Origin of the sequence: Acetobacter estunensis (assembly GCF_019083805.1) — a bacterium.
GTDB classification, from domain to species: Bacteria; Pseudomonadota; Alphaproteobacteria; order Acetobacterales; family Acetobacteraceae; genus Acetobacter; species Acetobacter estunensis_A.
This window is the reverse complement of sequence record NZ_JAHRDV010000007.1, coordinates 151907-171704: the sequence shown is the minus strand read 5'-3', so window position 1 is coordinate 171704 and position 19798 is coordinate 151907. Positions and strand designations below refer to the sequence as shown.

Here is a 19798-nt window from a genome sequence, read left to right as displayed (position 1 = left end):
GCAAGGCCGCCGAAAAGGCGCTCGAGCGTGCGGGCATCACGGCCAACAAGAACGCCGTGCCGTTCGATCCCGAAAAACCCGCCATCACCTCGGGCATCCGTCTGGGCAGCCCCGCCGCCACCGCGCGTGGTTTCCGTGAGGCCGAGTTCCGTCTGGTCGGCGAGATGATCGATGAGGTGCTCACAGCCCTTGCCGCCTCCGGCGGTGAAGGCGATGCTGCCGTGGAAAACAATGTCCACGAAAGAGTCCGGGAACTCTGTAAAAAATTCCCTATCTATAAGTGAAACTAATGACGTCCCCTTGGCACAGACCAGACTATTCTGGTCTTCAAGGAGAGAGAGGCCATATGACCCAAGCCGCCGCTACCTGTGCCCTCATCGAAGCCTATTACGCAACGTTCAACGCGGGAAACCGTGACGATTTTCTGACACTTCTGACCGACGATGTGCTGCACGGGATCAACCAGGGAGAACAGGAAACTGGCAAGCCGGCTTTCCGCGCCTTCCTCGAACGCATGGACCGCTGTTACCGGGAACACATCGCCGATGTCGTGGTGATGGTGAACGAGGACGGCACACGGGCTGCCGCTGAGTTCATGGTTCATGGCACCTATCTGTCCACCGATGACGGCCTTCCCGAAGCGCGGGGGCAGACTTACGTGCTGCCCGCGGGTGCTTTCTTCACCGTGCGTGATAGGAAAGTCGCGCGCATCTCCAACTATTACAATCTTCCTGACTGGGAGCGGCAGGTGACAGGCTGACCCCACCACCGCGTCGTCTTTTCATTATTTCCGGTCGTGAATACGAAAATGATCTCGTTTCGTTTTCAATACAGTCTAGACTGTTCTGCTCTACTGGAAGTCCCCAAGAGCCTGTGCTCCACAATGCACGGGCTCGGGCCGAACGAATGTAAGGTGCGACGTGATGCAGCGACGATCACCTGCCCCGCCTGAAATGCCCAGCCTTCGGGTTGGCATCATTCTGGCAGAAAATTTCACGCTTTCTGCGTTCTCCCTTTTCATCGACCATCTCCGACTGGCCGCCGACAAGGAAGACAAGAGCCGTCCCATCCTGTGCAGTTGGCAGATCATGAATCACCGACCGGACTCAATCCGTGCAAGCTGCGGAATATCGGTCAGCCGGACGTCGGATCTGGTCGATCCCACCCAGTTCGACTACATCGCCGTTGTCGGGGGGCTGCTGCATGGGCGCCGCACTGTGGACGAAGTCACGCTCCGCTACATCCAGCGTGCCGCTTCCCTCGGCGTGCCATTGATCGGCATCTGCACAGGCACTTTTGTATTGGCCCGCGCAGGCGTGATGCGTAATCACACCTGTTGCGTGAGCTGGTATCACCGACAGGACTTCATGGAAGAATTTCCCGATCAAGCCGTCAGCAGCGAACAGATGTATCTTGTCGATGGCAAGCGCATTACCTGCTCGGGCGGCGGCGGAGCCGCTGATCTGGCGCTCCATCTGATCGAAAAACACCTCAGCCGTCCATTAGCGCGCAAAGCCAGCCATATTCTTCTGTTCGAACGCCAGGGCCACGGCGTGGCTCCGTCCCTGCAGCCGCATCCTCCCATCGCCGCCGAAATCGGGCATGTCAGCGACGCCCGTGTGCGGCGCGCCATGATGGAGATGGAGCAGAACATGATCGAACCGCTCTCCATCAGCGATGTGGCGCGTCGGCTCAACATCTCTCCACGCCAGCTTGAGCGTCTGTTCCAGTCCGTGCTCGGTGTCCGTCCCGCCGTTTTCTATCGCATGATCCGGCTGCGCTACGCTCAGGCCCTTCTTTCTCAGGGCGAAATGTCGATCACGCAGGTCGCCATCGAGACAGGCTTTTCCGATTGCGCCCATTTCTCACGCCAGTTCAAAACCATGTTCGGTCACAGTCCCAGTGCCGAACGAGGTCGGACAGGCGCGCCATCCGTTTCATTTCCCTCCATGCTGGCCGCCAGCCAACGGAGTGAAAGAGCCGGAGTCAGACTGTTTGAACCTTCCTGAGCATTGGATCTGCGCATGTTCGTCCTCTGCATGACCTGCAACACGCGCACGGGCATTGTCTCGCGCTACTCCGACCTTCTGTTCAAAGCAGGCGGCAACATTTTGGAAATCAACCAGTATAACGAGACAGATTCCGGCCTGTTCTTCATGCGGATCGCTTTCATTCTCACAGACGAAAGCAACCAGGAAACATTGACATCCGAACTGACGGAACTGGCGACGCGACTTGAGGCACGATGGACACTCCACGATCAGACCCAACCACAGCGCGTGCTACTCATGGTCTCGAAATTCGATCACTGTCTGATCGATCTGCTGTACCGCTGGCGTATTGGAGAACTGAAGATGCAGCCGGTTGCCATCGTCTCCAATCATCCGCGTGAAAGCCTTGGTGCGGTGGATCTTTATGGAATCCCGTTCCACCATTTCCCCGTCACCCCCGCCACGAAACCACAACAGGAAGCCCGGCTGCTTGATCTGATCCGAGACACAGGCACACAACTCACCGTGCTGGCCCGATACATGCAGGTTCTCTCAGATGAAATGTCCACGCACCTGCGGGGGCAATGCATCAATATCCACCACTCTTTCCTGCCGGGTTTCAAAGGAGCACGTCCCTATCTTCAGGCATGGAAACGCGGCGTAAAGCTGATTGGCGCAACCGCCCATTATGTGACCCCCGACCTTGATGAAGGCCCAATCATCGAGCAGGACGTGGAGCGCATCAATCACGCTGACACGGAAGAAACCCTGATCCGTAAAGGACGGGATGTGGAACGGCGCGTGTTGGCTCGCGCCGTTCGCTATCATCTACAGGGGCGGGTCATTCTCAATGGCGCCCGTACCGTTGTTTTTCCTGATTGAAAAACGATCCGTTCCAACACGCCTTGATACACCCTCCCAAGATCAGTCCCGGTTCGGTGGAGCCATGAACGTCGGATCAATTGGCTTAGGCACATGCCGGGCAAGAATTTCGTCCACCGCGCGACGGTCCTCATCCGTCAGGTTCCAGCCAAACACATCGTTGACGTTTTCCACCTGCGACGGCTTACGCGCACCCCACAGCGCAATGACGGGCCCCTGATCGAGCACCCAGCGCACGGCGAATGCCATGACCGACTTTCCACGCTTCTCGGCCAGTTTGCGGAAATCCTCCACAGCCGCCAGATAATGCTCGAAATTGGGCTTCTGGAACTTTGGATCACCTGAACGAAGATCATCCTTTGGGAAAGACGTGCTGGCGTTCATCTTGCCCGTCAGCAACCCACGACACAGCGCGCCATAAGCGAGAATCACCGCCTTATGCTTCTCGGCATAGGGCAGAATGTCTTTCTCGATCGTCCTCTCGAACAGATTAAGCGGTGGCTGGATCGTGGCGATGGGCGCCACCTCACGAAAGATGTCCATCTGCGCAGGAGAAAAATTACTCACACCCAACGCGCGGATCTTGCCGTCCTTGTGTAACTTCTCCAACACACGCGCGGACTCATCGATGGGCGTTTTGTCATCGGGCCAGTGAATCTGCTCGATATCGATGGTCTCGACCCGCAGACGCCTTAGAGAATCTTCCACCTCCTTGCGTATCCGCTCCGGCCGGGAATCCCGGAAGACCTTCCGGTCATTGCCTTCACCGCTCCAGTTCAGGCCCAGTTTCGTGGCGATCAATGCGCGGTGCCCTGGCTTTTCCGCCAGCGCTCGCCCGACGACTTCCTCAGAATGTCCAAAACCATAAACCGGGGCCGTGTCGATCAGATTGATGCCCTCATCCAGCGCCTTGTGGATGGTGCGCACTCCGTTGTCATCATCGGGGCCACCCCACATCCAGCCACCGATAGCCCATGTGCCCAAAGCCACACGGCGGACGGGTGTATCGATACCGGCAATATGAATGGTGTCAGTACTCACGACTTCACTCCTGTGAGGGTGAAAAAATCTGGAATCCGCCTGTACCGCGACAAGACCAGAGGAGAACCTTACACAGGCATGAAGGCTGTCTGATCCTCGCCCCACGACGGATTGCGCGAAAAGGCTACCCTGCCCGCCATTTGCCGGACAAGACCGTCTGCCCTGTCCTTACGCACGGCAGGGCTGCGGAGTTCATGGGAAAAGATGGGAGCCTGCCATGTCGGTCAATCGCTCTCCGCATCCGTGTCCGTGCCCACTTCCATGACCCCATCGATCAAGGACAAGGCTGTAACCAGATGGGAAACGGGGCGACTACCCTTTACCTGTAGCGACAGAACCACAACAGGGCTACCCTCCACAGAAGGCCCGTCCAGCGGCCCGACCGTCCCCTGCCGATCTGCCACATCCTGACGGGATTCCAGTTCCTGCCGATGAATCCCATTGCGCTGGATCTGCACGTGATCAATGGCAAAACGAAGCCGCGTGCAGGTGACAAGCACAAGCCGGAGAATGCCGCGCCCATCCAGATAACTCACTTCAAGCTGCGTCACGGCACGCTGCTGTCGGGGAATGTAGCGAAGCAGGTACGGGAACACGAGCATGACAAGAAAATTGGCAACAGCCGTCGCCACCGCCAGTTCGCGCAATCCCGCCCCACAAGCCATGCCAAGGGCTGCCGTCAGCCAGACCGATGCCGCCGTCGTCAATCCACGCACCGCATCACGCCGCATGAAGATCACGCCGCCACCGATAAAGCCGATGCCCGAGACCACCTGTGCCGCCACGCGTGAAGGATCAAGCGCGACGTGCGGATTGTCCACCACATCCGAAAAACCGAACTTGGAAACCAGCATGAACAGGGCCGCTGACAGACCAACAAGTGTGTAGGTGCGCAGACCAGCGCTCTTCTGGCGGAACTCCCGCTCCAGCCCCACCGCCGCCGACAGCACGAAAGCCAGAGCCAGATCGGCCAGCGCCTGTCCACTTCCTGCCGTCATGCCTGTGCTGTCTCCCCCGACCAAATGTTCAGGGGAAGAACATCAGCACAGACCTACACACTGCGTCATGAACATCATGTGAAAACAAAAGGATTTCCGTCAGAGCATCATATTTTCACGTCCCGGGTGCCGTACTTCAATCAAGTCATTCTGAAGATGAAGCTTCATCAGCCGCCGCCAGAACACCCAGAGACCGAAGATGTACAATAATCGCGGCGGCGGCCTCCTCCGGCGTCGGATCGACCAGAAGCTGCCCACCCGTTCCTTCCGTCCGAGCAGCCGAAATCAGTTTCGGACGGCGGCGATAGGGGCGCAACAATCCCTCTTCCATCTCGCCTTGCGGGGCTATCTCTGCCCTTTCTTCTCTCACCTGGACGGCGCGTTTATCTGCAAACACGAAAGACGGCACACACTCCGCCATATCTGAGACCGTGACGACGCAGGGCAGCGTCACATGGACTGGACGAACGGCTCCTCTTGCGCGCGCCTGCGCCAGCGTCAGACGACCGGCCTCAGGTTGCTCTTCCAGAGGCGCCGCAATACCCGTCGCAATCGGCCAGCCCAGCTTTTCCGCCAGCATGTAAGGTAGAAGACCCGTATCTGCGCCACCGCACCCGCGTGTGCCCGCCAGCACAAGGTCCGGTGCACTCACATCCGACGCGCTGACCTGCACAAAAAACTGTGCCAGCGCCGCTACGGGATCGTGCTCACCACCGGACAAGCAAATGATCTCCTTCAGACCATAGCCACCATAATCCGCGAGAGCGGGCACAGATGCGCCGACATGCAAACCGATGAGCGTCTTTGCACCAAGCGCCCGCGCAAGCCCAATAGCCCGGACTTCTCCACCCACAGGAGCCGGACGACCGGACACCGGATCGATGCCCGCAGACAAAAGAACAATGGCTTTCATGCCTGTCGCTCCTTTGCTAGCATCTCACACAAAATCGGCATTACACGCTGGGCATCGGCGATGATCGCCAGCCCGGCCCGTTTCACCATGGTGGCGTGCAGATCGGTGTTGACGGCCACGACGTGCTCCACACGCCCCAGCCCCTGAAGATGCTGGGGCGCCCCCGCAATGCCGAACGCGACATAACACACCGCATCCAGCACGGTGCCGGACGCGCCGACCTGCGTAGTGCGCGGCATGTCTCCATTGTCGCACACCACCCGGCTGGCTCCCGGCGTCGCGTGAAGAGCCGCCACGGTCGCGCGAAACCCGTCAAAATCCGTCACACCTCGTCCCGCCGCCACGACAAAGGGCGCGACACCGAGATTCATCGTGGCCGGATCCGCCGCGCGGAGTGCGCCCACCTGCACGCGGTTCCCCGCCGTGGGCGCAACGTCCTCGATCTCAAGAGGCAGAATCTCATGCTCTGCGCCATCCCACGCCACGATGCGGTCAGGCGCCAGCGTCATCAGCGGCGCAGGTTCACTGGCCCGTTCCTGACGACCGGCCCCACAGGGACGAATGATCTGTCTGGTTCCCAGAACCTCCACACCCACGGCCAGCGCTCCTCCCGTACGGGCCGCAAGACGGCGCGCCAGATCCGCACCATCCTCGCTTTCAGAGAGCAGCACATGACGGGGAGAAAGACGATCCAGAAGAATTATCAGTTCATCCACACGTGCCTCAGGATCGCTTCCATCTGCACCGGTGAGCACCACACGGTCGGCACCGGCCTGCCCAAGCATCTCGTGCATCGGTGGAGCGGAACGCGCACCCAGAACGACCACCGCGCCCCCACCCGCATCCGCAAGCTTGCGGGCCGCACCCAGAAGCTGCCGATCGAAACGGTCCAGACGTCCATCTATCAGATCCGGGATAACGGCAATCAGGAACTCCGGATTTTCAATACGAATTTTCTTGGACGCGGACGGCGCAGTCGCAATGGAGACGGCTGCCAATTTGCTCAGTCCTGCCCGCACGAGGCGCGGGCGCCCCTCAAGCCCCGTCGTCAGAAGGCGGGCCCGTTCATTGCGCGGGTCGCGACGGCGGCGTCCTGCCGGTGCGATGACGTCCGCACCTCTGTCCGCCATGTCATAGCGCGGCCGCGTTCTTCCTGACACAAGACGCGCCGCCCGCTCCGCACGCGGATCGCGGCGACGACGCACGCCACTCATGCCGCCACCACAGCATCGAGAACCAGTTCCGCGATGTCTTTCACTTCGGCACGTGGTTCCGGCACACCTTCGAGCATCGCGGTGCATCCAGGACAGGCCACTGCCACAATGGCCGCTCCCGACCGTGCTACCTGCTGCATCCGCAGATCGGGGATACGTTCCACGGCATCCACATCGCTAACCGGATTACCGCCGCCGCCGCCGCAGCACATTGCCTGCCTGCCGTGTCGCTCCATCTCCACCGTCTGCGAACAGCAGGCCGCCAGCAGGCGGCGCGGAGCATCGGTTTCTCCATTATACCGCGCGAGATAGCACGGGTCATGATACGCCACCGGAGGCAACGCTTTCGCATCCAGCTTCAGACGACCGGCGGAGACCAGTTCATCCAGCAGCGCCGTATGATGCAGTACCTCCCACAAGCCGCCCAGCGCCGGATATTCGTTGCGTAGCACGTTCAGCGCGTGTGGATCCGCCGTCACGATGCGCTTGAAACGACGACGACCAAGCGTGTCGATCACCTCTCCGGCCAGCATCTGGAACGTCGCTTCATCTCCGAGACGCCGCGCCAGATCACCACAATCCAGTTCGGCTTCGCCCAGAATGGCGAAGTCCACGCTGGCCATGTTCAGCAGCTTCACAAGCGCGCGCAGGGTGCGGGCATAGCGCAGCTCGTATGCCCCCTCACCCAGCCAGAGGAGCACGTCCGTCTCACCATCCTCTTCCAGAACCGGCACGTTCTCACCCGCCAGCCCGTCCGCACGCGCAGACAACGGACGACCACCGGATTCCGCACTTTCGCGCAGATGACGCAGCGCCTCCGCCGCACCCGGTCGCACCTCACCCAACATGAGTGTCTGTGCCCGTCGCAAATCGACAATGGTGTCCACATGCTCAATCATCATCGGACATTGCTCGACACACGCCCGACAGGTCGTGCAGGCCCACAGCGTATCAGGATGGATCATGCCGTCCACGCCAATGACGGGCGATGACAGGCTTCCCTTTCCCGCCACTGGTAGTGCATGCGGCGCGGGAGAGCCGGTATAGGCGCAGGCATCCTCACCACGCGCTGCAAGCGCCAGTCCCTGCACAAGCGCTTTCGGGTTCAACCTCTGCCCGGCGGCGAAAGCCGGACAGTGCTGCTCACATCGCCCGCATTCGATACAGGCGTCAAACGATGCAAGGATGTTCCAGCCAAAATCACTTGGCACCATTGCCCCGAGCATTGGCGCAGCCAGATCAAGCGGACGCAACTCTGTGCTCCGGCCACCGCCAAACCGTTCGGGCCGAGAGTGCGCGGCCAGCCATGTCACACCGGAGAAAGCATGACGCATCGGTCCACGTGCCACCTGCACAACAATCCCGGCACCGCCCACCAACATGAGAAAAAGCGGCACCGCTGAAAACAGAATACCCCCGGCTCCCATGATCTGCCCAAAAGCCAACAGGCCACCACCCACGTTCCAAGCACCGAGAGCGTAAGGCAGCCAAAGGAACTTTCCTCCCGAGAGATAACTCGGCTTCTGTGGCGAACGGCGCTTACGGACCAACCACGTGCCAGCGATGGCCGTCGTGAAGAACAGTCCGACACTTGCCCAGTAGAAGCGGTTATTTCGAAATGCCGGCACTATTCCAGCCGCCAGTAATGTCGTGCCCGCCAGCGTGCCGCCCGCGACCAACGCGTGCATACGGGCCGCGCCCGGACGACGCTCCACCGCGTGATGCACATCCACCAGATAGCGTTTCGGCACGGCGGCCAGACCGCGCACCATGTCCACGGGTTTTGCCTGTCCTTTTCGCCAGCGACGGACCATCGGAACGGCAGACAGCACGAGCGCCGTCCCCAATCCCCAGACCAGACCTGCCGCAATCGCCCCGGATCGCTGTCTCACGCTCAGAAATCCTTGCACAGACGCAAGGCATCGTAGAGAGCCGCATGAATGTTGCGCCCGGCCACCGCATCTCCGATACGAAACAGCGCGTAATCGCCGCTTTTCAAATCCGCTACCGCAGGCTGCATCACACCACCCAGAAGCGCTTGAATATCGGTCTGACCATGATTGGTGGAAGCCTCCTTGAGTTCCATGTAGAGCGCCTCACGAGGAAGCGTTCCGCACTCCACGACCACATGATCGACCAGCCGTTCTTCCTCTTCTTCCGTCATGGTGTTGCGCAGGACGGCGACAAGGCGGTTGCCCTCACGCACCACTTCCCGCAGTTCCATGTTGGGCGTCATGATCACGCCGTGCTTGTAAAGTTCACGCAGATGCACCGGCTGGTTCGTGGTGCCCACCTCCTGCGCGATCAGCCGATCATGGGTGGCCATCTCAACGAGGCAGCCGCGCGTCGCCATCACTTCCCCAACGGACGCTGCGTTATGTTGTCCCATTTCATCATAAAGCAGCACACTACCAGCCGGGTTCACGGCGCCGCTGAGCACATCCGCCGTCGTGTGCACCAGATCTGCGCCTTCCACCTCGCCTCGCCAGGCCGCGCCACCAGTGGCAACGATCACAACGTCAGGTTTCTCGATACGCACCATCTCGGCTGTTGCTTCCGTGCCTGTTCGCACATCCACACCCAGCTTGCGCACCTGCGCGTCCAACCAACGCACAATGCCCGTCAACGCCTCCCGCCAGCCGGCCTTCGCCGCAAGATTGACCTGACCGCCCGTTTCGTTCTCGCGCTCGAACAGCACCACGTCATGTCCGCGCAGGGCCGAGACACGCGCCGCCTCAAGCCCCGCCATGCCACCGCCAACGATGACGATTTTGCGTTTTGGTCCTGTTGTTGACGTCACGTCGTGCGGCATGGTCGCCTCACGCCCCGTGGCCGCGTTCTGGAGACACAGCGCATCCCCGCCGACATAAATACGGTCGATGCAGTAGCCCGCGCCAACGCACTGACGAATGTCGTCCGCACGCCCGGCCGCCAGTTTGTTGACGATGTGCGGATCGGCAATGTGGGCGCGCGTCATCGCCACCATGTCTACATGCCCTTCCGCCACCGCACGGGCGGCTGTCGCCACATCCATGATGCGCTGGGCATGAAAGACCGGCACATCAGCTTCTCGCCGTATGGCACTGGCCAGATGCAGGAAGGGTGCAACAGAAAAAGCCATATTGGGAAGGCTGACAGCGTGCGACATCTCATCGCGCGCCTGACCGCCAATGACATTCACGAAATCCACCAGCCCGCGCGCGGCATATTCGGAAGCGATAGCGATACAGTCCTCTTGGGACAGACCATTGGTGAGCAGTTCGTTGCCCGACATGCGCATGCCGACCACAAAGTCCTCACCCACGGCCTCTCGGATGGCGCTCAGAACCTCAATGCCAAACCGCATCCGGTGTTCAAGTGAGCCGCCATATCCATCCACACGGTGATTGACCGAAGGGCTCCAGAACTGATCGAGCAGATGTCCGTGCGCTCCGGAAATCTCCAGACCGTCCAAGCCACCTTCCTTGCAACGCCGTGCAGCATCGGCAAACGCCTTGACCACACGGGTGATATCCTCAATCTCCATTTCCTTGGGCATGGAACGCGACGCGGGCTCACGGCGTGGGGACGGCCCTATGACCGGCAGCCACGCATCCGTGTCCCAACGTGTGCGACGACCCATATGCGTGATCTGAATCATCAGCTTCGCGCCATGCCCATGCACACGGTCAGCGAATTTCTGGAAATAGGGAATCACGCTGTCATCCACGACAGAAACCTGATTCCACGGTGTGGCCGGACTGTCATGAGCGACAGACGATGAGCCACCGAACATGGTCAGCCCAATACCGCCTTTGGCCTTTTCCGCATGATAGAGCTGATACCGTTCCTGCGGCTTGCCATCCTTGCCATAGCCCGGCGCATGGCTTGTGCTCATCACCCGGTTGCGAATGGTCATGTTGCGAATACGCAACGGTTTGAACAGAGCTTCGATGTTCGCACTCATGCCGGGAGATCCATGGTTCGGGTCGATGAGGAAGCCGCTGTGCCCTGCCGGCGCTCTTCGCGCGGCGGGCGACCGAAACGGCTACGATAGGCGGAACTGAAATGAGAGCTTGAAACAAAACCGCAGGCCACACCGATATCCGTGACGGACATGGCCGTCTGGCGCAGCAGTCGTCGGGCACGTTCCAGCCGCACCCCCACCAGATAAGCGGCTGGCGTTACGCCAAGGTGGCGTCGAAACAGACGCTCGAGCTGCCGGACGGAGAGACGCGCTGCCGCCGCGATTTCTTCGATCCGCAAAGCCCTCTCACTTTCGCGCTCGATAAGATCCAGTGCCCGCGCCATGGCCACAGGCGTACCCGGAGGCGTGGGCACAGGCTGTCGCTCATTGCCAGCACGATCGCGATCAAGCAGAAATTGGCTGAGGATTTCACGCACACGCACAGACCCAAAACGAGCTTCCACGAGGCGCAGCATCATATGCAGCGGCGCAAGACCGCCCGTGCAGGTCAGGCGATTGCGGTCGATCACGAACAGATCATCCGTGATATCGATTTCAGGAAATTCCTCTTGGAGTGCCGAGAGGTTTTCCCAATGAATGGCGCAGCGATAGCCGCGGAGAAGCCCGGCTTCTGCCAGTGCGAATGTGCCGGTGCACAAGGCGCCCATCGCAATGTTGCGTCGGCCCTGCTGCCGCAGCCACGACAGTACGGAGGCGCTCGTGGCACGGCGCACATCCACTCCTCCACAAACGAACAGAGCATCGAAAGGTTCTATGCTTTTCGCCGATTGTGTCGGCATCAGAGACAGCCCATTGCTGGATGCCACAGGCGTTCCATCCAGCGACAGGACGGACCATTCATAAACGTCCTCTTCCGCCAGCCGATTGGCCATACGCAGAGCCTCGATGGCATTGCTCACCGCGATCATGGAATACCCCGCAAGCGTCAGAAAACCGAAGCGGCGAAATGATCCCAGATCGTGGAGAGCGGCCATCGGTCAACGCTCGATGACAAGATCGGAGGTGGGTTTTGCGCAACAGATCAAAATCATACCCTGATCGATCTCACGTTGGCGGATCCCCCCTTCATGCTTCATCTCCACCGTGCCGGAGACGAGTTTGCACTTACACGTGCCGCACAACCCCTTCGCGCAGGACGCCGGAAGCCGCATACCTTCGGCGCGCGCAGCGGACAGCACGGACGTCTCGCCTCCACATTCGACCTCACGACGGCTCTTGGTGAATGTGACCTTGTAACGCGCCTCTCCCGGCTCGGGCATGGCAAGCGCTTCTTCCAGCTCGCCCTGCATGAGCGTGGCGAAGTCAAAACTCTCCTCATGATGGCGCGTCATATCGTACCCGCTGTCGCGCAGAAGATCGCGCACGGCGGCCATGTAGGGCGCGGGCCCGCAGACATACACTTCACGTTCCAGAAAATCCGGAGCGAGTAACGGCAGCACGGCCGCCGTCAACCGTCCACGCAGCCCCGGCCAGCGCCCGGACGGGCGATCCTCTTCGCACAGGGTCGCAGTGCGGAAACCCGGCCAGTTGTGTTCCATCAGCGCCAGCTCACGCGCGAAAATCAGATCGTCAGGTGTGCGGGCACTGTGAAGGAACATGACATCGGCCATTCCGCCCAGATCGTGCAGCGTACGCGCCATGGACATCATCGGAGTGATGCCGCTTCCTCCCGAGAGAAACAGAAATTTACGCGAAGAACTTTCCGCGCAGGTGAATGTCCCTGTCGGCCCCGCGATAGGCACTTCCATTCCGGGTTTGAGATTATCGTGGAGCCAGTTGGACACCAGACCACCCACTACGCGCTTGACGGTGATCGCTATACGATCCGGACGTGTCGGCGCGGAAGATAGGGTGTAACTGCGGCAGATATCCTCACCCGCCGGGCCACAGGGCAGCGTCAGCGTGATGAACTGCCCCGGGCTGTAGAAAAAGCGGCGAGGCTCCCGGGAGGCAAACACGAAGGTCCGCACATCATGGGTTTCGTCATGCACCTCACGGCACACCACCACCTCGTCACGCTCCGGATCCCACAGTGGAGCAGCAGCCAGCGCTGCCAGTTCCAACCGCATGGCCGCTTCCGTCATCCGAGCGCCGCCTTCATGCGTCCGATGTACCAGGCCGCGAACTTTTCCACGAGACCTTCGGTGTAGGGAGAATACGGCCCTGGTTCGAACGCCGGATCTTCCGCGCCCTGCTGCGAAATCTCGACCAGATCCGCATCCTGCTGATTGGTCGCCTGCCAGACTTCGGTCAGACGCTGGAGGTCATAGTCCACACCTTCCACAGCGTCCTTGTGCACGAGCCATTTCGTGCGCACCAAAGTGTGGGACGCGTCAATCGGCAGAACCGTAAAAGTGACGATGTGATCGCCCATGAAATGATGCCACGAATTGGGCTGCGTCCAGAATGACAGCCCTCCCACAGCCTTGTCCTTCAATGCCCCCAGCGGAATACGGCAGGCCGCCTTCGTGTCCAGCGTCTGGCTCTCACCCGACTGATCGATGGGCAAGCGTTCCGTACGGAATCCCGTGACACGGTCATCGAGATGATCGACTTCCTGTGAGGGCAACCCCTCCCCTTCCCAGCGTGTATGGCAGGTGCGGGAAAGTTCCGCATACCGCTCGGCGTCACGCAATTGCTCTTCATCCAGCGTGCCGGGCGCATAGCCAAAGCCATAGGCAAAAAGCGGAATAGTAAGCTCCGGATGGTTCGGACCGCAGTGATAGCACTCGCGGTTGTTCTCGAGCGTGAGCTTCCAATTGCCGTTCTCGATCAGATCGGACTCAAAAGCCACGCGCGTATTGCGAATATCGTGCGGCGCCAGATACGGTTCCATCACGCGAGCCATCTCTTCGATGTCATCCGGCGGATTTTTGGCCAGACAGACAAACAGCAGGCCACCGACCGAGCGGATCGCCACCTTCTTGAGACCACGACAGGTGCGATCGAAATCCTCGCCCATATGCTCGGCAAACTTCAGATCGCCGTCCAGACCATAGGTCCATGAGTGATAGGGACAGACGATGTTGCCGATCATCGTCTTGCCTTCCGGGATCATCCGCGCGCCGCGATGGCGGCATACATTGTGGAAAGCCCGGACCTGATCGTCGTCATCGCGCGTAATGATGACGGAAGCCTTGCCGATATTGACCACCATCGCGTCACCCGGCTCGGCAATGTCAGGCTCCACGCCGACATAGATCCAGTGACGGGAAAAGATGTAGTCCATATCCGCCTCGAAGATCGCATCGTCCGTGTAGAACGGCGCTTCAAGCGCGTAGCCCGGCTTACGGCGGGCGAGAAGATTGGCGAGAGATTCGTGAGACTGACCCGACATGATGGCGTTCCCCTACCTCGACCCGACTCCGGTTCGACAAGGTCAGTATGGCGCTGCGCCAGAAACCCGATTGCCACGTTGCGACATGTTTTTATATCGTAACGACCATATGAAATTCAACACTCCGGAAACCGCACGGCAAGACCGCCAAGGGATGTTTCCTTGTAACGACTGTTCATATCCCTGCCGGTCTCATGCATGGTCCTGATCACGTTATCGAGAGAGACATGATGCGAGCCATCACCACGCAGCGCCAGCGAGGCCGCATTGATGGCCTTGACCGCCCCGAATGCGTTGCGCTCGATGCAAGGGATCTGCACCAGACCGCCCACCGGATCACATGTCATGCCGAGATGATGCTCCATCCCGATCTCGGCCGCATTCTCGATTTGCGCGGCATTGCCTCCTAGCGCTGCCGCCAGTCCAGCCGCCGCCATGGAACAGGCCACTCCAACCTCTCCCTGGCAACCGACCTCAGCTCCCGAAATCGAAGCATTGCGCTTGAACAACCCGCCAATGGCGACAGCCGTGAGCAGAAAGTCCCGTTCGCCGGCACGAGACGCACCGGGGCAAAAATCGCGGTAATAGCGCAGCACAGCCGGCACCACGCCCGCGGCCCCATTGGTGGGCGCTGTGACGACCCGGCCGCCCCCGGCGTTCTCCTCGTTCACTGCGATGGCGAACAGGCTTACCCAGTCCATGATCTCGTGCGCAGCGCGGACATTGCGAAAACGATCCGCCGCCAGCCGCGCCTGTATGAAAGGCGCCCGCCGTTTCACACCCAGACGACCCGGCAACACCCCTTCGGTGGCCATGCCGTGATCGATGCAGTCCATCATCACGTCGATGATGCGATCCAGATACGCCCGTACGTCCTCAACCGGACGCAATGCCGCTTCATTGGCCAGCACGATTTCCGGAATGGACAGGCCGCTCCGCCGCGCCCGTGCCAGCAGGTCTTCCCCTGTGCGGAAATCGAACGGCACATCCACATTCTGCGGCACAGTCGTCGCGTTACTGTTCTCTGGCACGACAAATCCGCCTCCGATGGAACAGAACCGTCGGAGAAACATCTCATTTCCCTCTCCATCCACAGCCTGGAACTGGAGCGTATTAGGATGAACGGGAGGCACCGTCTCCTTGTCAAAGATCAGGTCTTTTGCGGGATCGAACGTAAACAGGCAGCCATGTGGACCAGATTCATGTGCAGTACGGGCGCGTTCTACCGCAGCATCCCCTGTCGCCATATCCACCGTGTCCGGCTGGCATCCCGCAAGACCGAGGATCACCGCACGATCCGTTGCATGTCCCACACCCGTCCAAGCCAGCGAGCCATACAGTGTGACCTGCACATGAACTGGATGGGCAGCGTCATGCATCAGAGGCGCCAGTTCCTCCAAAAACGCATGAGCCGCCTTCATGGGGCCGACCGTGTGCGAGGAGGACGGTCCGATGCCAATCTTGAAGATTTCAAAAACGCTGATCATAGCGAAAACTCCTTTGTCTCCGCTGGTCGTGCGGGGAGCGCTGGCTGTCCCGCTGCTCCAGAAAACGTGCCGAACGACCGACCTGCGCTACGCTCCTCCCTCTAACGCGTAAGCGCCAGAAAGAGGAGAGACGGCTTTTACCAAGCGGCGTCGAGGGCGGCCGCGTCCAGCATGGCCACGATGTAGGGTGCAAACGAACGCCAGACTTCCAGATGGAACGTATCCTCGCTCGTGCGCCACACCATGCCGTCAGCCTTACCAAAGAGCGTGCGGGTGGCACGCCCAACAGGAAAGGAGCGCGCCCGCATATCCAGCGGACTGAGCGCTGCCAGCGTGTCGCGCAGACGCTCGCCCGCCAGCGTCCAGCCCACCTGCCGGTCCGACACTTCCACCAGACTATGAGGAATGGTCACGAGATAATCCGTGACTTTCCCCGGTAGACCGGCATCATCAGTGATGATCAGCAGTTCTTGTGGAGCTAGCCGCAAAAGCGTGCATTTCCCTGCCTGTGCTGTGCCCAGCATAGCGGGCACTTCCGCAAGACCGAGAGACTTCGCCGTCCCATCAAGTGTGGCCGCGCGGCCCTGCAAAGAGAAGCGGCGCCCTCCTCTCACGGGAGTAGCCGTGAACCCGGGACGGGACACTGTCAGTGCATCAGACATTCAGACGGGCTCCTTCCGCATCGTAAAAGACCGGGCTGGTGACGGTCACAGGGATCATGCGGTCTTCCATGGGCACGAACAGCGTCTCACCCATACGGGCACGACCAGCCGACACCATAGCAAGAGCGATGGATCGCCCCAGTGTGGCGCTGTGATAAGACGAGGTGACATGCCCGATCTTGTGCATAGGGATGGTCTCATTGCGGTCAGCGACAAGCTGCGCGCCTTCTTCCAGAACTTCCTGCGGCGCCTGGGTCAGAAGCCCGACAAGCTGGTAGCGGTCCGGATCCTGCATGGCCGACAGAGCCAGCGAGCGCTTGCCCACGAAGTCTTTCTTGATCTTGCTGACCGCCCAGCCACAGCCGGCATCATCCGGCGTGGCCGTACCGTCGGTTTCCTGACCGACGATGATGTAGCCCTTCTCCGCGCGCAGAACGTGCATCGTCTCCGTGCCGTAGGGCGTCATGCCAAAGGGCTGACCCGCCTCCCAGATGCGTTCCCACACTTCCAGACCGTGACGTGACGGGACGTTGACCTCAAAGCCAAGTTCACCCGAGAAGCTGACACGGAACAGACGCATCGGAATGCCGCCGATCGTGCCTTCCTTGACACTCATATGCGGCATGGTCTCGTGCGAGATGTCCAGACCGTCCACGAGTGGAGCCAGAACCTCGCGCGCTTTCGGCCCCTGAACCGCGATCACGGCCCACTCCTCGGATGTGGACGTCAACCACACGTCGAGATCCCGCCACTCGGTCTGGAGATAATCCTCCATCATGGTCAGGACACCCGCAGCGCCGCCCGTTGTGGTGGTAACGTGGAAACGGTCCTTGGCGATGCGCCCGACCACGCCGTCGTCATAGACAAAGCCGTTCTCGCGACACATCAGACCGTAGCGACACTTGCCAACACCCAGCTTGGTCCAGCCGTTGACATACATCCGGTTCATGAACTCAGCAGCATCTGGCCCGACGACCTCGATCTTGCCCAGTGTCGTGGCGTCAAAGATGCCCACTGAACGGCGGACGGCCAGACATTCACGCGCAACAGCCGCGTCCATGTCCTCACCCGGACGTGGGAAATACCGCGCACGGCGCCACAAACTCACATCCTCGAACACCGCGCCTTTCGTGCGCGCCCAGGGGTCGATGGGCGTGCGGCGATCCGGATCGAACAGATTGCCGCGCTCATGCCCGCTGAACGCACCGAACGTGACAGGTGTGTAGGGCGCGCGGAACGTGGTCAGACCGATTTTCTGCTTGGGTCGGCCCAGCGCGGACGAGGCAATGCCCAGTGCATTAAGATTGGACGTCTTGCCCTGATCGGTCGCCATACCCGTTGTGGTATAACGCTTGATGTGCTCGATGGAACGGAAGCCTTCGCGCACAGCAAGTTTCACATCCTTGGCCGTCACATCGTTCTGGTAGTCCACGAACGCCATGGCCGTCAGGCCCTTGCCGCGACGGGGCAACGCGCCCGTAAAGCCACCACGCCCGACAGCATCGGCCCTAACCTCCCAAAGCGGCAGATCGACGGCACCGTCGAACCCGGCTTTCCCGGCGGCTTCGGTGCCCGCTTTCAGACCATCGGCCAGCACTTCGCCCAGATCGTAAAGACCCCGGCACGAGCCTGCCGAACGTTCCTCCTGCGCGGATTCACCCGGCAGATACGTGTCCAGTTCGGCGTTGTAGACCACCTTGCCCTTGGACTGGGAAAACAGGTGCAGGCTCGGCGTCCAGCCTCCAGCCATGAGCAGAAGATCGCAGCGGTAATGCTTGCCTTCTCCCACGTCACCACCCGGCAGGACAGGCGCAAGCTCGACGCTGTGCACGCGCTGCGAGCCGTGAGCGCGCTGCACGGTCGTATTGGTCAGCACCGGAATGCCCGCCGCACGCGCCTTGCGCAGCAGTTCGGAATCCGGGGCGACACGGATGTCGGCAATGGCCGCCACCTGCACGCCCGCGTCCAGAAGATCCAGCGCCACGCGATAGGCGGAGTCATCGGCCGTGGCGATGACCGCGCGACGCCCGCAGGCCACGCCGTAACGGTTGAGATAGGTCTGTGCCGCACTCGCCAGCATTACACCGGGACGGTCATTGCCCTCGAACACCAGCGGTCGCTCGATGGCGCCCGAGGCGATTACCACCTCCTTGGCGCGCACCTGCCACAGACGCTCACGCGGCGTGCCGGGATTGGGTGCCGCCAGATGATCGGTCAGACGCTCATTGAGCGCGACCATGTTGTGCGGACCGTAATTGAAGACCGTGGTGCGCGTGAATATCCGGACATTAGGCAGCTTTGCGAGTTCGGCTACCATACGCTCGGCCCACGCCGATGCGGCCGTGCCATCAATGCGCGAAGTCTGATCGGACAGAAGGCTTCCACCAAACTCGTTGGTTTCATCGGCAAGGATGACTTCCGCACCGGCCTTGGCCGCTGCGAGGGCCGCCGCCAGCCCGGCCGGGCCACCGCCAGCCACGAGCACGTCACAGAAAGTGTACTGAAAGGCGTAGCTGTCCGGGTCCGGTGCGGTCGGCGCCACACCCAGACCAGCGGAACGGCGGATGATCGGCTCGTACACCTTGGTCCAGAAATTCCGGGGCCACATAAAGGTCTTGTAGTAAAAGCCCGACGGGATCAGTGGCGAGGCCAGATTGTTCATCGCCCCCATGTCGAATTCGAGACAGGGAAACCGGTTCTGACTCTGCGCGACCAATCCGTCATGAATCTCGACCTGCGTCGCCACAAGATTCGGCGTCTGGAGCGCTGGACCGGCCCCCACGGCCACAACAGCGTTCGGCTCATCCGAGCCCGCCGAGATTGGGCCACGCGGGCGGTGATACTTAAAGGAACGCCCCATCAGGTGCTTGCCGCTCGCAAGCAGGGCGGATGCAAGCGTATCGCCTTCACAGCCCTGATAGGTGCGACCATCGAAAGAAAACTGAACCGGGCGGCGCGTGTTGACGCGTCCCCGACCGGGCACACGGAAGGAACGACTCATCGTGCAGCCTCCTCAGCCTGTTCCGGCGTAACCTTGGGACGCGGCTGTCCGATTTCGTAGGTCGTAACAAAGCGATCCGTGCGCGTGTCACGAATGGCGTTGAAGAAACGGTTACAGCCATGGGCATGGCGCCACCGTTCAGCGATGAGGCCCTTGGGGTTGTCGCGCATGTAGAGATACTGCGCCCACTCCTCATCACTCAGGCTCATGGGATCGGCGGGACGGTCGATATGCGCCTCCCCCGCGTTGGCGAATTCGACTTCGGCTCGGTCCCCGCAATACGGGCAGCGGATCAGCAGCATGAC

Annotated in this window: 16 protein-coding genes and 1 pseudogene; 4 read left to right on the top strand and 13 right to left on the bottom strand. The window is 60.6% G+C overall.

All coding sequences use genetic code 11. From position 1 onward, the window contains the following. The 4 genes and pseudogenes from glyA to purU all read left to right on the top strand — a co-directional run. A pseudogene (gene glyA / locus KUA11_RS10990) lies at positions 1 to 284 on the top strand (serine hydroxymethyltransferase); the annotation flags it as partial. Positions 285 to 346: 62 nt separating this feature from the next. Further along, complete coding sequence (locus KUA11_RS10985; protein WP_217410324.1) at positions 347 to 760, top strand: ketosteroid isomerase-related protein; 414 nt, start codon at positions 347 to 349, stop codon at positions 758 to 760. 163 nt (positions 761 to 923) lie between these two features. Then, positions 924 to 2009, top strand: coding sequence for a GlxA family transcriptional regulator (locus tag KUA11_RS10980; protein ID WP_254454854.1), 1086 nt, complete (start codon positions 924 to 926; stop codon positions 2007 to 2009). A 15-nt stretch (positions 2010 to 2024) separates the two neighbouring features. Beyond that, positions 2025 to 2873 carry a formyltetrahydrofolate deformylase gene (gene purU, locus KUA11_RS10975; RefSeq protein ID WP_217410322.1) on the top strand — a complete coding sequence of 283 codons (849 nt, stop codon included), beginning with the start codon at positions 2025 to 2027 and terminating at the stop codon, positions 2871 to 2873. Between the two features lie 42 nt (positions 2874 to 2915). On the opposite strand, the gene KUA11_RS10970 is transcribed toward purU, so the two are convergent. The 13 genes from KUA11_RS10970 to KUA11_RS10910 form a co-directional block, all read right to left on the bottom strand. Further along, the gene (locus KUA11_RS10970) at positions 2916 to 3914 is read right to left on the bottom strand and encodes an aldo/keto reductase (RefSeq protein ID WP_217410321.1); all 999 of its coding nucleotides are present in this window, start codon (positions 3912 to 3914) and stop codon (positions 2916 to 2918) included. 224 nt (positions 3915 to 4138) lie between these two features. Then, complete coding sequence (locus tag KUA11_RS10965) at positions 4139 to 4912, bottom strand: MgtC/SapB family protein (protein ID WP_217410320.1); 774 nt, start codon at positions 4910 to 4912, stop codon at positions 4139 to 4141. Positions 4913 to 5057: 145 nt separating this feature from the next. Further along, the gene (locus KUA11_RS10960) at positions 5058 to 5825 is read right to left on the bottom strand and encodes an electron transfer flavoprotein subunit beta (protein ID WP_217410319.1); all 768 of its coding nucleotides are present in this window, start codon (positions 5823 to 5825) and stop codon (positions 5058 to 5060) included. Beyond that, a complete protein-coding gene (locus KUA11_RS10955) occupies positions 5822 to 7039 on the bottom strand; it encodes an electron transfer flavoprotein subunit alpha/FixB family protein (protein WP_217410318.1) in 1218 nt (405 codons plus the stop codon). Before KUA11_RS10955 ends, KUA11_RS10960 begins: the two co-directional genes overlap by 4 nt. Then, on the bottom strand, positions 7036 to 8931 hold the full coding sequence (locus KUA11_RS10950; RefSeq protein WP_368041000.1) for a DUF3483 domain-containing protein: 1896 nt from the start codon (positions 8929 to 8931) through the stop codon (positions 7036 to 7038). The genes KUA11_RS10955 and KUA11_RS10950 overlap by 4 nt, the downstream gene beginning before the upstream one ends. Positions 8932 to 8933: 2 nt before the next feature. Continuing rightward, positions 8934 to 10985, bottom strand: coding sequence for an NADH:flavin oxidoreductase (locus KUA11_RS10945; protein WP_217410317.1), 2052 nt, complete (start codon positions 10983 to 10985; stop codon positions 8934 to 8936). Next, a complete protein-coding gene (locus KUA11_RS10940) occupies positions 10982 to 11980 on the bottom strand; it encodes a GlxA family transcriptional regulator (protein WP_217410316.1) in 999 nt (332 codons plus the stop codon). Before KUA11_RS10940 ends, KUA11_RS10945 begins: the two co-directional genes overlap by 4 nt. A 3-nt stretch (positions 11981 to 11983) precedes the next feature. Next, entirely contained in the window at positions 11984 to 13090 is a 1107-nt protein-coding gene (locus tag KUA11_RS10935; RefSeq protein WP_217410315.1) for an FAD-binding oxidoreductase, read from the bottom strand. Next, complete coding sequence (locus KUA11_RS10930; RefSeq protein ID WP_217410314.1) at positions 13087 to 14343, bottom strand: aromatic ring-hydroxylating oxygenase subunit alpha; 1257 nt, start codon at positions 14341 to 14343, stop codon at positions 13087 to 13089. Before KUA11_RS10930 ends, KUA11_RS10935 begins: the two co-directional genes overlap by 4 nt. A gap of 116 nt (positions 14344 to 14459) precedes the next feature. After that, a complete protein-coding gene (locus tag KUA11_RS10925; protein WP_217410313.1) occupies positions 14460 to 15830 on the bottom strand; it encodes an L-serine ammonia-lyase in 1371 nt (456 codons plus the stop codon). Positions 15831 to 15967: 137 nt separating this feature from the next. Next, positions 15968 to 16492 (bottom strand): sarcosine oxidase subunit gamma, encoded by a 525-nt coding sequence (locus KUA11_RS10920; protein ID WP_217410312.1) that lies wholly within the window; start codon positions 16490 to 16492, stop codon positions 15968 to 15970. Next, positions 16485 to 19493 carry a sarcosine oxidase subunit alpha family protein gene (locus KUA11_RS10915; protein ID WP_217410311.1) on the bottom strand — a complete coding sequence of 1003 codons (3009 nt, stop codon included), beginning with the start codon at positions 19491 to 19493 and terminating at the stop codon, positions 16485 to 16487. The genes KUA11_RS10920 and KUA11_RS10915 overlap by 8 nt, the downstream gene beginning before the upstream one ends. After that, positions 19490 to 19795, bottom strand: a complete 306-nt coding sequence (locus KUA11_RS10910; RefSeq protein WP_217410310.1) for a sarcosine oxidase subunit delta — start codon at positions 19793 to 19795, stop codon at positions 19490 to 19492. Before KUA11_RS10910 ends, KUA11_RS10915 begins: the two co-directional genes overlap by 4 nt. Between the last annotated feature and the right edge of the window lie 3 nt (positions 19796 to 19798).